This window comes from Hyphomonas neptunium ATCC 15444, assembly GCF_000013025.1.
Lineage (GTDB): Bacteria > Pseudomonadota > Alphaproteobacteria > Caulobacterales > Hyphomonadaceae > Hyphomonas > Hyphomonas neptunia.
Genome location: NC_008358.1, coordinates 223195 through 236549, shown reverse-complemented (window position 1 = coordinate 236549; position 13355 = coordinate 223195). Strand labels below are relative to the sequence as shown.

Below are 13355 nucleotides of genomic sequence, written 5' to 3'. Positions count from 1 at the left end.
GCGCTGAATAGCAAAAAGCCGGACCTAACGGGTCCGGCCTTTTTTGTGTTCTGTCACCAAGGACACTACTTCGCGCCAGCCTTCGTAATCGTGATCACACCGCGCCGGCGCATATCCATCAGCGTCGTCAGAAACTCCCGCTGGATCGTCTCTGCCTCGCTGGGCGCCACGGCGCCGATCTCTTTGAGGTCTTCCCGGTACTGATCTGCCATGCGGGAAGAGATGTTCCCCAGCAGGTATTCGGAAACCGCATCATTGGCGCCGCGGAACGAGGCAAGCAACCGCAGGACAACCTGCTGGTCGAGCTCCTTGAATACCACCGGCACCGCGTTGCGAGGCAAGAGATCGGGAAGCCCCTCAACCGTGAACAGCCCCTTCTGGATCAGAGGAAGCTTTTCTTCATAACGCTGTTTCAGGAAGCCAACGAGATTCTCCCGCTTGTCGGTCGGGATGAGGCTCAAAACCTCCCCGATCATCTCAAGATGGCTCTCATCCCCGGCGTCCCCGGTCTCTTCGCCTGGCGCGTTCAGGAACTCCATTTCCAGCATTCGCTCAATCACCGAATCGATGCCGGGATCGAGCTTGGGCGCCTCAACCATCTGACCGAGTGTGGGCCCGAGCTTTTCGTCCTTCAGATGACAGATGATGTTGGAGGCAATGGACGCGTCAAGCTTGCGCAGGATCAGCGCAATGATGTTGGGCGTCAGGCGGTTGAGGTAAGCGGCAACCAGTTTCCCGTCCCGCGTGCTGAGGCGGGTCCATACGTCACCCGTTTCGGCAATCTGGGCGGCTTGAAGCACCGGCTCCTCTTCGCCGAAAATTGCCTTCATACGGCTGGAATCGACCACCCCCTGGATGACTTCGCGGGCGCGTGACCGCCCGCCCCGCAGCGCGCCGGATGTCTTGCGCAACTGCGTGAGAAAATCGATGACGACAGCGATCAGGTCTTCCCTGGAAAGATACGTCACGGTCTCCAGAGACGAGGCCACGCGCGCCAGAGCCACATCGTCAAGTTTGTTGACAATCGGTTTGGCGGCGCTGTCACCGAGCAGCGCAATGATGACGGCCGCCCGCTGCGCCTGCGTCAATGCCGGCCCGGCCGTCTCTGACTTGTTAGCGGGCGTTTCTGCGCGCCGGTTAAGCCGCGTAACTGTGCTCATGTTGCGTAACCCCTGAGCACCGCCTCGGTGATCTTAAGCCAACCATCGGCCAATACGAAGAACCCCAGCTTGAAGGGCAAGGAAACAACCGTTGGCGGCACCATCATCATACCCACCGCCATCAGGACGGAGGCCACGACAAGATCAATCACCATGAAGGGTAAAAAGATCACAAAGCCGATCTGGAATGCGTGCTTGATCTCGCTCAGCATGAAGGCCGTTGCCAGCAGGGAAAAAGCCGGGTCCTCCCCTTCCACAACCGGCCGATTGACCGCGTCCCCAAGCGTCAGAAGCGCTTCAGGGTCGGTCCGCTGCATCATGAAGGCACGGAAGGGGTCTGTTGAAAGCGCCCAGGCTTGCTGCTCGTCCAGCACGCCGTCCATATAGGGCGAGATGCCGTTCTCCCACGCTGACATGAAAACCGGCTCCATGACGAAGAAGGTCAGAAACATGGCCAGTGCCATGATCATCATGTTGGGCGGTGCCTGCTGAACGCCGATCGCCTGGCGCATGAAAGAGAACACGATCACCATAAATGGCAGACACGTGACCATCATCGCAATGCCGGGCACCAGGCTCAGCACCGTAACAAGCAGAACCAGCTGGACAACCGAACTTGAAAGCTGTCCGTCACCGGACGGGTTCAGCAACCCGTCCAGCGCAGCGGGCGCCTCCTGTGCGTGTCCGGAAAAGGCCAGGCAGGCGGCAAAAGCAGCCAGAAACAGGATACGATAGAAGGCTGCCGCCCTGATCATTCCGGCTCAATGGCCTTTTCAATGATTTCAACGATCTTCACGGCAATCTGGCCGTCATCGGTCTCAACCAGCTCACCCTTCGCGATCAGCTTGTCATCAATGAAAAGATCCACCGGATCGTCCACCTTTGAAGACAGCGCGATCACGGAATCAGGCTGAAGCTCCAGAATTTCCTGCACGCTGAGACGCTTCTGACCAATCGAGACCGTAACCGTTACCGGTACACTGTAGATCGAGCGGCGGTAGGAATTGCGCCCTGACGGATCGCGGCGGTCCTGACCGTCGAACTCCGTCATCGCCTTTTCGGGGGTAGCCATCATTTGTACTCCGTATTCTTTTTATGTGTTGATCCAAGATCATTCAGGCAGGCGTCCAACAGACTCTCGAAGTCAAAACTGACCCCGCCAGTGCGCCAGGAAACTTCCGCGCGGCCAGTCCCCTGCCCGTCTTGCGCGATAACGTTGCACCGCCCCTCCAGAGAGGGCGTGCGGCTGATCATCTCCTCCAGCTGCGCTGCCAGCCCCGGCTCGGCGCGAATATCGACAACCGGCACCGCAACGGGAATAAGCCCCGGCAGGTGCCGGCCAATTTCCTCAGCCAGAAACCGCCGGGATAGTTCGGGAAAAAGCTGACCGGCGATCGCTTGCACCGTTTCCACCGTCTGCTGACGGGATTCGGCATCAATCCGCTCCATCGCCTTTGCCAGGCTCGAGATCGTCGCCTGCAGCGCAGCAGTCTCCTGCGGAATGGGCCGCACCACGGCAGGTTCAGCTTTGGCCTGCGCCGGCGCAGGCGCGGGCGTTTCCGCCTCTTCAGGCCGCGAAGGCGCCTGCAGATCATCCCGCGTCATCGCGCGAAGCCAATCAGCGGGCCGCGGCCCGGTCACCGCATCAAACCGTGGCAGGTGGGAGAATACGGCGTCACTCATTCACGGCGACCTTGCGATTGTCAAAAGCCGTGGCGATCTGATCGGTCTGCCCCGACTGCTGATCTTCCGTAAGCCATTGCTGGAGCAGCGCGGCTGTCTCTTCCTGCCGGTCGGTGGCATAATCCTTGAGATAGGCGAACGGGTCGCTTTCCACATCGGCGCCGCTGGCAACGGCCCGCCCGGCACCCTCTGCGCCCGCCCCTGCCCCAAGATCCTCCGGAGACAGAGCATCCTTCGATTTCTGCACAAGCATCGGGCGTACAACGCCGACCCCCAGCACGATCACCACCAGCCCCAACAGCAAAGCCTGCAATCCGGACCAGAAATAGCGCTCCATCAGCTGCTCAACCATGCCCGGCACTTCGATGAGATCATCGACAGGCACCGCCTGGAACGGCATCAGTTCAATCGAAATCGTATCGCCCCGAGCGGTATCAATCCCTGCCGCCGAAGCAATCAGCTGTTCGAAATCCGCCGCCATCTGCTGGGTCAGCGTGGCCACATCGGCCGCCGCCGGATCAATTCCCAGCGCCTGCTCATTCAGCAACACCGCAATGGTGATCCGCTGAACCTCACCGGGAAGCGTTTCGACTTCGGTGCGCGTTTCATTGATTTCATAGGAGACCGTTTCGGTCGAGTTCTTGTTGGTGGAGGTGTTTCCGCCCCCGCCTTCGCCGCCTTGTGGCAGGTTGCTGGCGACGGTCATGCCCCCGCCTGCCCCGGCGCTTGCACCGGTGGAATCATTGGTCGTCCGGTTACGGATGACCCTTGAATTGGGGTCAAATGTCACTGCCGAGGTGACCTGCCGCTGCCGGCTGACATCCACGGTCGCCGAAACCCGCGCATTGCCCACGCCAACCCGCGGCTCCAGCAGGCTGAGGATTTTCTGTTCCAGCAGGCTCGCCTGCGTCGCGGCGGCCACTGCGGGTTCTTCGGTCCGGTTGGCTTTCGGCCCCGCCAGAATGCCCTTCACCGGGTCGATCACGGCCACATCCTCGGCGCGCAGGCCCGCAACGGCCAGCGCCACCATATACTGGATGGCTTCTGCCTGGCCCGCCGTCATGTCACGCGCGGTCGTCAGGGTTACCGAAGCGGTCTGATTGGGCTGCGACCGCGAGAAACCAGACCGCAGATTCGCGCCGATATGCACCCGCGCCGAAGACACGCCGGGAATAGCCAGGATCGTCCGCGTCAGCTCGCCTTCCTTGGCCCGCCAATAGGCCGCGTTATACATTTCCGACGTAACCGAAAACCCGTTCACCTCGTCCAGCAGTTCATAGCCCTGCACCGACGGGCGCGGCAGCCCCTGCTGGGCCAGTGTGAAGCGGATCGCGTCCCGCTTTCCCTGCGGCACAAAGATCGCTTCGCCCTTGATTTCATAGGGAGTTCCAGACTGTTCCAGCTCCTTGATGATGTCGCCGGCATGGGCCGGTTCAAGGCCGGAATAGAGCAACGTCATGGGATCACGCGTCGCCCCCTGAACCAGGAAGCTCATTGCGGCAATCATGCCCGCCACCGCGGCGGCCAGCATCAGCTGCCGCGAAACAGGCAGGGCTTTGAGAGTATCAAGAAATTTCATAAATGCGGTCGCCCCAGGCTGCATACGAGTCAGCTGTAATGATTAATATTTGGCGCGAAATCGTTAAGGTTATCTTTACCCCGGATCAGTCATTAGGAACGTGCCTCACGAGATCCAATGGGGGCTAGATGGCTAAGAAACCCGACACGAACGAATCGGGACAGACAGAATCCGGGAAGAAGTCCGGCGGTGGTATCGCCGGGCTGCTGATAGTTGCTGCCGCCTCTTTGGCGAGCTCCTTCGGCTTGTTCTACTTCCTGACTCCGCCTGCCCAAACGCCTGCTGCGGCATGTCCGCCAGCGGGTTCGGAAACGGCTGCGCCGGCGGTAGCGCCCCTGGCGCAGGATCAGGTCTATATCGAGATGAAGGAAATCCTCATCACGATCGGCAGCGCGCCGGCCGACCGCTATCTGAAGCTCAATATTTCAATCGTCACCGGCAAGGACAACGCGGCCAAGGTCAAACAGGCCGAGCCGATGCTGATCGATGCATTCAACAACTACCTTCGCTCGATCGAACTCAAGGATCTGGAAGAGCCCGGCTTCTACCCGCACCTGCGCGAACAGCTGGCGCGCCGCTCCGAACTCGTCGTTGGCAGCGCCGCTTCAAACGGCGTGCTGATTACAGAATTCCTGTTGAGGTAGCGCCATGGACATCTCCGCCCTCATCAACACCATTCAGCCGACGGACGTGGCAATCTTCCTCGTATCGTTTGCGGCCTGCGTATACTGCTTCGTGCTGTCAAAACGTCTGCGAGCCCTCCAGGACACCAAAGACGGGCTTGGCGCCACAATCACGGCGATGACCAATTCGGTTTCGGCCATGTCCCAGGCAACCCATGACACGCGCACCCGCGTAGAGAGCATGGCTACACGCCTCGCGCATCTCATCAGCGATGGCGAGAAGATGTGCAAACGTCTGGAAGACACCATCATGACCATGGAGCGCTCGCAGACCGGCGTAACCAACCAGGTGCATGCCGCCCAGACCGAGCTCAATGTGATGATGCGCGATGTTCTCGACCAGTCCCGCGCCCGCATCGTTGAGATGACAACCCTGATGCGCCAGATGCGCGCTGTTACCGAAGCAAGTCAGGCAGACATTCCTGCCCCCCCTCCCCGTGCAAAATCGGCCTGATCGAAAAGAGTTATGCCCATGCACAACCGCTCAAACGTCCTCCTCACACTCGGTGTTCTCTTCACGATCGGTGGCGCAACCCGCTTCCTCCCGGACGCGCTGGCATTTGCCGAACAGGCGCCCGCCACCGAAGCAAAAATCAGCAGCGCGGTTGCCAGTACCGAGACCACGCCCAAACCCGAACCGGCCGTCGCCAGCTCCAGCAATCTCACCCAGGTATGCTTCTCCTCGGAATCGGCCTCCCTTCTGGAAGAAGATCAGTGGCTGTTTGAATCTGAACGCGACGAAGTGAAGAAGAAGCAGCTTGAGCTTCAGGACTGGGAAAACCAGCTGGAACAGCAGACTGCCGAGCTGAAACTTCTGCAGGAGACGCTGGAATCGCGCTGGCAACAGATGCAGGCAAGCTCGGACGAGGATATTGCGCACCTTGCCAGCATGTACAGCGCCATGAAGGCCGATCAGGCTGCGCAGATCTTCAACCAGATGGATGCCGGCTTCGCCGCAGGCTTCCTCCGGCTGATGGTGTCCGATCAGGCCGGCCTTATCCTGGCAAACATGGAAGCGGAAAAAGCCTATCTCGTCAGCATCCGGCTTGCGACGATGAATGACGATGTCCGCCCCGATGGTTCGGCTGCAAACTGACGCGCAGAAGCGCCGCGCCTGCCTATCATTTGTGACAGCTATCTCCCGCCTAGAGCGCGCTTAAGCTCTGCGGTGACGCCACGTCGCGTCTGTTGAGGCAATGCGCCCTGAGATATGTTGGCACAAACTCCTGGGGAGGAGAGCATGAGCGACCCTAAAACCTATCTCGGCTGGAAGGTGGATTACACAACACCGCCCGGCGAAGCCGCTCTGATCGCGCCGGATTCCATCACCTGGCAGGTCTTCAAGAACCCCGTTGCGCTCGCAATCGGCGGCGTCTGCGCCGTTCTGCTGGAATTTGCCGATGCCCGTATCCGCTCCGGCGTGTGGGATCATTCAGTCTTCAAGACAGATCCTATCGGCCGCTCCAAGCGCACCGGCACGGCCGCCATGGTCGGCACTTATGGCCCCGCCAGTGCCGCCCGCCGCGTCATCCAGGGCGTCACCAACATGCATGCGCGCGTGAAAGGCGAAACGCCCTCCGGGGAATCCTACCGCGCCCTCGATCCGGAACTCCTCGACTGGGTCAGTGCAACGGCCGCTTACGGGTTCCTGATGGCCTACCACCGCTTTGTCCGGCCCCTGACCGAGGACGAGATGAACCGGTTCTTTGCAGAAGGCGAAGCGGTTGCGCGTCTTTATGGTGTTCAGGAACCACTGCGCTCGGTCGAACACTTCAACTGCATGATGGCCCGCCTCCTGCCCCGCTTTGAACCCCACCCCATCAACACCGAGTTTCTGGGCATCATGAAATCCGGGCGCGCCGCGCCGGGCGTGCCCAAAGGTCTGCAGAGCGCGCTTGTCCATGCCGCCGTCGACATACTTCCCAAACAGGTCCGCGAACGCCTCAAACTCGGCGCGGAATACGATCTTTCGCCGCTTGGTAGACTGACTGTGAAAAGCATGGCTGCCATCGCCGAGCGTACACCCGATCTGAACGGCCCGCCGGCGCAGGCGTCAGAGCGCATCGGCCTGCCACGCAGCTTTGTCTGGAAATCTGAAACTCAACGCCGCCGCCTTGTTGAGGCCGCACGCACTGCATCCATGGCCAAGGAGGCCCCCGCATGAACCTCTCCTTCACCCGCGAAGAAGAAGCCTTCCGCCAGGAAGTTCGCACCTTTCTGGACGCGCACCTGACCGACGACCTGCGCGCCTACGCAAAGCGCATGACCAGCGTCTATTCGACCAAGCCCATCGGCATGAAGTGGCAGCAAATTCTGGTGAAGCAGGGCTGGGCCTGCCCCTCCTGGCCCGTCGAATATGGCGGCACGGGCTGGACCCCGGCGCAGCGCTACATCTTTGATGTTGAAATGGCCCGCGCGGGCGCCCCGCCGCTCTCACCCATGGGCATCGGCATGTGCGGCCCCGCCCTCATCGGCCACGGCTCAAAGGAACAGAAGGATTACTACCTGCCCCGCATTCTCTCAGGCGAGGATTTCTGGTGCCAGGGCTATTCAGAGCCCCATGCCGGCTCAGACCTCGCCGCGCTGACCATGTCAGCGGTTGATGATGGCGATGCCTTCATCTGCAATGGCTCCAAAATCTGGACCACCCACGCCCATGAAGCAAACATGATGTTCTGCCTCGTGCGCACCGACAATTCCGGCAAGCTGCAACAGGGCATCACCTTCGTCCTGATCGACATGACCGCGCCCGGCGTCAAAGTGGACCCGATCATCATGCTCTCGGGCGAGCATATCCAGAATGCCGTCTTCTTCACCGATGTGCGCGTGCCCAAGGCGAATGTGGTCGGCAAGATCAATGAAGGCTGGACGGTCGCCAAATACCTGCTCGAATTCGAGCGTGGCGGATCCTCTTATGGCCCCCGCCTGCTCGCCCGCGTGCGCGCCATCCGCGCCACTGCCGCCGAAGAGGGTCTGCTGGATGCTGGCTTTGCCCGCAAACTCTCCCTCGCCGAGGCAGAGATCATGGCCCTCGAGGCAGCAGAACTTCAACAGATGGCAGACCTCGCAAAAGGCGGCACGCCCGGCCTCAAGGCCTCGATGATGAAAATCCGCGGCACCGAGCTCAGCCAGCACCTGACCGAGCTGGCAATTGAACTGGCCGGTGTCTATGTCGCGCCCTTCCAGCCGCAGCACACCTCCCCCGGCGGGCCGGTTCCTGTCCCGGAGTGTCTCAATCTGTCCCGGAATGTCCCGGTGGTGGGGCCTGAAAGTGCCGTCACCGCCTCGGCCAAGTACCTCAATGACCGGGCCGGATCGATCTATGCCGGCTCCAACGAAATCCAGCGCGGCATCCTTTCCAAGGGGCAGCTAGGTCTCTGATTTTACTCAGAAACCCCCGCCCGTCTTGAACCCGCCACCGCCCTTCCTTCCCCGGCCCGAAGGGAAGGAGCGGCCGCCGCTGCGCGATGGCCGGGATGTCCGTTTCGGCGGCCCCGGAAATATCGGCCCGGACCCGTACCCACCCCCGCCCCGCGTGGTTTCGCGGATCACTTCCTCAAGAACTTCGCCCAGGACGCCGCCGATCATACCCCCCAACACATCGGGAAGGCCAATCGTCTGGCTACGCCCCTGTCCCCCGAAATCAGGATGGGCTTCCGAAGGGGCCTCCGCCCGCCGCACCGACCGGCTGAGGCGCTGCAACGCGCCGCGCACGTCTAACTTGTCCCGCATCAGATCGGAGACCACTTCATCAAAAGCGGATTTGAAAACAACGGCATAAGGACTATCAAACCGCGCCTGCTTGAACTGCCTGCGCAACGCTTCGGCCCGCCCCAACTCGTCGCGCAGGGCTGCGGGACGCGCCGTCATCCGGCCGGCTTCCAGCTCCAATGACATCTCCTCGGTCCGCAGACGCACCAGCCTGTCCACAATCCGGTCGTCATCCAGCTCTGCCGTCTCCGCGGCCAGCAGACGAAGGTCTGGAAAGCTGGCCTTACGCAGCTCTGTCTCCAATAGTCGCCGCGCCTCGACCGCCGGACCTGCTTCTTGCCGCAACGCCGCTTCGTGACGCTCCGCCATTTCCCGGTGCCGCGCTTCGGCCGCTTCCATCTCCAGATCGCATGCGCCCATCGCCGCCTTGATCCGATCCGACTCCGTTTTCAGCAAACCGGTCCCGGCGTCTTCCATGGCGCGCGCTTCTGCCTCGACGAGCTTTGCTTCCGCCTCATCTGCGAGCCGCGCCATATAGGCGGCATGCTCGGCAATCCGTTCGGGCAATTCGGTCAGCCGCTGATAATTCAGGAAAGCCTGATCATACCTGCACAGCTTCGCCACCCAGCCATCCAGCATGCGGATTACCGGCGGCGCCTTGTATTCCGGCGAGCGGAACTTCCGCTTCCACAGATAGCTGAACAGCGTGTCATCCCGGTAGGGCTTTCCCTTCTCTTCCCGGTCAGCCCGCGCAATCTCCAGCTTCTGGGCGGCGCGCAAGGTCATGGCGCGGGCTTCTTCGGCGGCCCCTGTCAGGTTTGCATATTCAGCACCTTGCCGGAGGGTGGCTTCCGCTTCCGAAACGCGCGCTTCATATGCGGCAATAGCGGCATCATAGGCCGCAGCCAGCTCGGCGCGCGCCTCCTCCTTGGCCTGTACATCAGCGGCCGCAGTCTCCAAGGCCCTGCGTTCGGTTTCGACAAAAGCCGCGTGCCGCTCGGCAATGTCGCCAGCCGTCACGCCGATCCGTCCAAACGTCTCTGCCGCCTCCCCGGCATTCATGAGACCAAGACGTAGATCGGCGAGCGCAGCATACGCCTCAGCCTGCTCTCGCTGGATGGCGGTCTGGCGCGCTTCGCCGGTATCTGCCGCAGACAAGGCCTCGGCAAGCGATTGTCGCGTGCGGGCAACCAGCCTGTCGAGTTCAGCCAGCGCGTCGCGCCCGTTGAAATTTCCGCTCATCGGTTCACCACTCCAGAATCGCGCCGCCCGGCGTTTCGACTGTGTATTGGGGTGAAAGATAGCCTTGCGCCTTCCGTCCGATGACGGAATTCTGAATGATCTGGTCATCGCTCTTATCGTCAGCGACGGACTGAAAGACAGCCTCGCTGACGCGTTGGCCCCAGCGCGTCACCCGGTCCGAGCGCCTGTCTTCCTCGCTGGTGACGGGCACCTCCACCAGCTTGCCTGACGGGTCCACGGCCTCCACAATCAGATAATAGTTCCGCCCGCCTGGGACATCCTCGGGAATCCGGAACACGCCCGAACGCGCCTCTCCAGGCCCATACACGACCCGAACATCGTAAACCGCCGTCAGATCGCGCAGGAGCCGTTCCAGCCCCGCCTGGGCGCCCCGCGCAGCGGTAATGTTTTCAGCTGCAATGGCACGCTCCCCTTCCGCTTTCAGCGCGTCTGCCTGCAACCGTGTCGGCGCCTCAAGGGCGAGAGCTATAATCTCACCATGCAGCCGTCCGATCTCGGACGGCAGCGTTTGGGCAAGCTCGATCTGTGCGGCTGCGGCCCGTTCGCGTTCGGGCACGGCGACGCCCAGATGCCAGGCTGCCGCGATCGATCCGATGGCGATGACGGCCAGGATCAGCGGCGCCATCCATCGGCCGCGGGCTATATAAATTCTGGCCAGGCTGACGGAGATCGACGGCCTGGGCGGTTCATAAACGAAGCGCCGTTCTTCAAGCGCCTTGACCCCTTCCTTCAGGATCTGTTCGGGCACATCGATACCCTGCGCCGCATAAATATCCTTCAACCGCCCCAGCAGCGCCTCTTCCCGCGCGCCCGCATCAAGCTCGCTGAGCACCAGCTGCTCGCGGTGGCGCAGCGTGTCGACGATATCCATCGCAAGGAGGATGTCGTCGAGCTTGTTGCTGGCATGAGCTGTTGGCGCGCCGGGCGATGTCACGGCTTGGGAAGCAGCGCGAGCGTTGCGCCCTCCTCAACCAGCTTGGTCAGGCGGCGCTTGCCATCTTCCACGGCTTCGCGGATTTCCTTGGAGTTCTCAGTCGAGAGCTTGCGCATTTCGGCGATGATCGTCTGCGCACGCTCCTGATAGGAGACGACACTTTCCACCAGCATCTTGACCGATGCGGCAGAAACAGTTGGCCCATAACCTGCCCGCACGGCGGCCTCCTGAACCTGCCCGCCAATGTCGGCGAGCACTTCCAGGCTCTGATCCACACCCTTCTTCATCGCTTCCAGCGTCTGCGTGGACTCGTGCAGACCATGCATACCGGTGAAGCTTGCTGTCAGCGCCGTCAGCACGATCTCGTTGGTCGAGAAAAAGCTGACCGACTGGGCATAGACGCGCTCCTTGGCATTTGTCGTCTGGACGAGACGCGCCATGATCACTTCAGACGTATTGTAGCCGATGGTGATGTTGTCGGAGAGGTCCTTGGAAACCTGATACCGCTTCTCTTCGGCCTGCAGCAGGCGGAGTTGTTCGTCCCGCGCCAGCTCCAGCCGCGCCCGCTCTGCAGGGTCCTCTCCGGCATAGGCGCCAAGAGCCGAGACGGCTTCCCCAACGCGTGCCTTGGCCGCGTCGAGTTCCGCCTCAGCCGCCTTGAGCACTTCCAGTGCGAGCACTTCGGACTGCTTCATTGCACCGCGGAAATCGAGATAGGCCTCCAGGATCTTCCGCTCCCGGTCGATCTGATTGGCTGACTCATCCTGAACCTCGAGATAGAGATCCTTGATCTTGTCAAAGCGGCTGGCGATGTCGCCCCGCGTCATTTTCATCCAGACATTCGAGGCGCGCTCCATCGTCGAAATCTTGCCATCGGCATACTGATCGACAAGGGATTTGGCGTCATCACGGATCGAATTGAAGGCGGTCGTGATACCTTCATAGCGCTCGCCGACGGTGATCCCCGCGACCTGCTCGCGCACCACATCATTGAACAGGCTCGCCTGATCCAGCGTGCGGGCAATCGCTGCCACCTTCTCCGGCTCAAGATCGGCGATTTGCTCCAGCAGCGCGACAATCGGCGCCGCGCCGCTCTTTGAGCTGTCCGGCACCAGCCCGAGCTGTTTCAGCCCGCCCATTGCCTTGTCGAGATATTGAAGTGCCGAGGGGCTTGTCGCCTGGGCCATCTTGCTCATGCCTCCGATATTTCCCGCGGAACTGCGGACTTGCCGGAAAGGTAGCAAAGCAGCCCGTCTTCGCAACAAGTATTTATCGAAAAACGGCAAATATCGATTATTGAATCCCGCCTCGGACGCCCTATCAGTATGCCTTCGTTAAAAGGTTTCAGCCCTGTAAGCGGCGGCCTGCATCACTTGTGCGCCGGCTCTGGCAAGGGCCTCAGGTGAGGTGGCAGCGAAGCGATATAGGCCGCCCTTCGGATCGCCTCCAGTGGCTCTGTCTGCGTCTTGAACATCTCGTAGGCTTCATTCATCCGCTCACAAGCCATAAATCCGGAGGATGGCAGGGCATTATGGAGATGCTCCAGCAGGGCTTCGGGTGTTTCTTCATCAAACCAGACAGGCGGATTCTCTGGATCGAGCGCAGAAACATAGTCGGCAAGATGCAACGCGTGGTCCTGTTCGGGTCCGTCCACACAATCCCGCATCAGTTCGTGGAGCGGGGTCTCTGCCGCGTCGGCCGGAAACATCAGCACGACAACCCGGTAGATGGTCTTCGCAGGCCGTCCCCCATTGATGAAGGCCGCGCTGGCATACCCATCCGCCAGTCCCGATGCGGAAACACGCACCTCGGTGAGGCTCCGGTAAACACCGCCCATCGGGAGGGCGACAATCGTGCGTTTGTCGGTGAGCCCCGGCAACGTGAAGCCGCCATCTGTATCCGTCATGACCGGCGCCAGCGCCCCAACTTCTGGATATCGAACCTGCGCGCCTTGAACGGGCTGGCCCTGCCGGGCGTCGATCACGATGCCCCACGCGTCCGGCGCCAACACATGCTCGCGCTGGGTGATGCAGGCCGAGAGACACAGACAGGCGATCATCGCCGCTGAAGACTTCATTGCGAACAGCGGCATCTACCCCCCCTCACGGTTCCCTGACCGCAAGGTTAGCGCCTTGTCCGCACGTGGCAAGACAAACGCAAAGCCCCCGTCACGCCATCAGCGCTGCCGGAGCTTGAAATGGAGAAAGCGTCAGGAATGGTGGGCGGTACAAGGTTCGAACTTGTGACCCCTACGATGTCAACGTAGTGCTCTACCGCTGAGCTAACCGCCCTTTTGGCCAAGACCCCGTACGGGCCAAGCCTGAAGAAGAGGCGTAATGAAC

Annotated in this window: 14 protein-coding genes and 1 tRNA gene; 5 read left to right on the top strand and 10 right to left on the bottom strand. The window is 61.2% G+C overall.

The window, feature by feature from the left end; translation table 11 throughout:
* Positions 1-65: 65 nt before the first annotated feature.
* The 5 genes from HNE_RS01220 to fliF are packed head-to-tail and all read right to left on the bottom strand — an operon-like array spanning position 66 to position 4422.
* On the bottom strand, positions 66-1160 hold the full coding sequence (locus HNE_RS01220; protein ID WP_011645277.1) for a FliG C-terminal domain-containing protein: 1095 nt from the start codon (positions 1158-1160) through the stop codon (positions 66-68).
* The gene (locus HNE_RS01215) at positions 1157-1915 is read right to left on the bottom strand and encodes a flagellar type III secretion system pore protein FliP (RefSeq protein WP_011645276.1); all 759 of its coding nucleotides are present in this window, start codon (positions 1913-1915) and stop codon (positions 1157-1159) included. The genes HNE_RS01220 and HNE_RS01215 overlap by 4 nt, the downstream gene beginning before the upstream one ends.
* Entirely contained in the window at positions 1912-2232 is a 321-nt protein-coding gene (locus HNE_RS01210; RefSeq protein ID WP_148205776.1) for a FliM/FliN family flagellar motor switch protein, read from the bottom strand. Before HNE_RS01210 ends, HNE_RS01215 begins: the two co-directional genes overlap by 4 nt.
* A complete protein-coding gene (locus tag HNE_RS01205) occupies positions 2232-2843 on the bottom strand; it encodes a hypothetical protein (RefSeq protein ID WP_011645274.1) in 612 nt (203 codons plus the stop codon). Before HNE_RS01205 ends, HNE_RS01210 begins: the two co-directional genes overlap by 1 nt.
* Positions 2836-4422, bottom strand: a complete 1587-nt coding sequence (gene fliF, locus HNE_RS01200) for a flagellar basal-body MS-ring/collar protein FliF (RefSeq protein WP_011645273.1) — start codon at positions 4420-4422, stop codon at positions 2836-2838. The genes HNE_RS01205 and fliF overlap by 8 nt, the downstream gene beginning before the upstream one ends.
* A 128-nt stretch (positions 4423-4550) precedes the next feature.
* On the opposite strand from fliF, the gene fliL reads away from it, so the two are divergent.
* The 5 genes from fliL to HNE_RS01175 all read left to right on the top strand — a co-directional run bounded on the left by fliL (position 4551) and on the right by HNE_RS01175 (position 8486).
* Positions 4551-5066, top strand: a complete 516-nt coding sequence (fliL, locus tag HNE_RS01195) for a flagellar basal body-associated FliL family protein (protein ID WP_011645272.1) — start codon at positions 4551-4553, stop codon at positions 5064-5066.
* A 4-nt stretch (positions 5067-5070) separates the two neighbouring features.
* A complete protein-coding gene (locus tag HNE_RS01190) occupies positions 5071-5559 on the top strand; it encodes a hypothetical protein (protein ID WP_011645271.1) in 489 nt (162 codons plus the stop codon).
* Positions 5560-5577: 18 nt separating this feature from the next.
* Entirely contained in the window at positions 5578-6201 is a 624-nt protein-coding gene (locus HNE_RS17705) for a MotE family protein (protein WP_011645270.1), read from the top strand.
* Between the two features lie 144 nt (positions 6202-6345).
* The gene (locus HNE_RS01180) at positions 6346-7269 is read left to right on the top strand and encodes an oxygenase MpaB family protein (protein WP_011645269.1); all 924 of its coding nucleotides are present in this window, start codon (positions 6346-6348) and stop codon (positions 7267-7269) included.
* Positions 7266-8486, top strand: a complete 1221-nt coding sequence (locus tag HNE_RS01175) for an acyl-CoA dehydrogenase family protein (RefSeq protein WP_011645268.1) — start codon at positions 7266-7268, stop codon at positions 8484-8486. The genes HNE_RS01180 and HNE_RS01175 overlap by 4 nt, the downstream gene beginning before the upstream one ends.
* Before the next feature lie 6 nt (positions 8487-8492).
* Here HNE_RS01175 and HNE_RS01170 read toward each other — a convergent pair whose 3' ends face one another.
* The 5 genes from HNE_RS01170 to HNE_RS01150 form a co-directional block, all read right to left on the bottom strand.
* Positions 8493-10058 carry a hypothetical protein gene (locus HNE_RS01170; RefSeq protein WP_011645267.1) on the bottom strand — a complete coding sequence of 522 codons (1566 nt, stop codon included), beginning with the start codon at positions 10056-10058 and terminating at the stop codon, positions 8493-8495.
* Positions 10059-10062: 4 nt separating this feature from the next.
* Positions 10063-11013 carry a DUF6384 family protein gene (locus HNE_RS01165; RefSeq protein ID WP_011645266.1) on the bottom strand — a complete coding sequence of 317 codons (951 nt, stop codon included), beginning with the start codon at positions 11011-11013 and terminating at the stop codon, positions 10063-10065.
* A complete protein-coding gene (locus HNE_RS01160; protein WP_011645265.1) occupies positions 11010-12209 on the bottom strand; it encodes a hypothetical protein in 1200 nt (399 codons plus the stop codon). The genes HNE_RS01165 and HNE_RS01160 overlap by 4 nt, the downstream gene beginning before the upstream one ends.
* Before the next feature lie 173 nt (positions 12210-12382).
* Complete coding sequence (locus HNE_RS01155) at positions 12383-13105, bottom strand: carboxypeptidase-like regulatory domain-containing protein (RefSeq protein WP_011645264.1); 723 nt, start codon at positions 13103-13105, stop codon at positions 12383-12385.
* A gap of 124 nt (positions 13106-13229) precedes the next feature.
* A tRNA-Val gene (locus HNE_RS01150) sits at positions 13230-13304 on the bottom strand.
* Positions 13305-13355: the final 51 nt, after the last annotated feature.

Excerpts from the sequence above, each read along its gene's own strand:
- HNE_RS01220 (WP_011645277.1), bottom strand. The coding sequence starts at position 1,160 with ATGAGCACAGTTACGCGGCTTAACCGGCGCGCAGAAACGCCCGCTAAC.
- HNE_RS01215 (WP_011645276.1), bottom strand. The coding sequence starts at position 1,915 with ATGATCAGGGCGGCAGCCTTCTATCGTATCCTGTTTCTGGCTGCTTTT.
- HNE_RS01210 (WP_148205776.1), bottom strand. The coding sequence starts at position 2,232 with ATGGCTACCCCCGAAAAGGCGATGACGGAGTTCGACGGTCAGGACCGC.
- HNE_RS01205 (WP_011645274.1), bottom strand. The coding sequence starts at position 2,843 with ATGAGTGACGCCGTATTCTCCCACCTGCCACGGTTTGATGCGGTGACC.
- fliF (WP_011645273.1), bottom strand. The coding sequence starts at position 4,422 with ATGAAATTTCTTGATACTCTCAAAGCCCTGCCTGTTTCGCGGCAGCTG.
- fliL (WP_011645272.1), top strand. The coding sequence starts at position 4,551 with ATGGCTAAGAAACCCGACACGAACGAATCGGGACAGACAGAATCCGGG.
- HNE_RS01190 (WP_011645271.1), top strand. The coding sequence starts at position 5,071 with ATGGACATCTCCGCCCTCATCAACACCATTCAGCCGACGGACGTGGCA.
- HNE_RS17705 (WP_011645270.1), top strand. The coding sequence starts at position 5,578 with ATGCACAACCGCTCAAACGTCCTCCTCACACTCGGTGTTCTCTTCACG.
- HNE_RS01180 (WP_011645269.1), top strand. The coding sequence starts at position 6,346 with ATGAGCGACCCTAAAACCTATCTCGGCTGGAAGGTGGATTACACAACA.
- HNE_RS01175 (WP_011645268.1), top strand. The coding sequence starts at position 7,266 with ATGAACCTCTCCTTCACCCGCGAAGAAGAAGCCTTCCGCCAGGAAGTT.
- HNE_RS01170 (WP_011645267.1), bottom strand. The coding sequence starts at position 10,058 with ATGAGCGGAAATTTCAACGGGCGCGACGCGCTGGCTGAACTCGACAGG.
- HNE_RS01160 (WP_011645265.1), bottom strand. The coding sequence starts at position 12,209 with ATGAGCAAGATGGCCCAGGCGACAAGCCCCTCGGCACTTCAATATCTC.
- HNE_RS01155 (WP_011645264.1), bottom strand. The coding sequence starts at position 13,105 with ATGCCGCTGTTCGCAATGAAGTCTTCAGCGGCGATGATCGCCTGTCTG.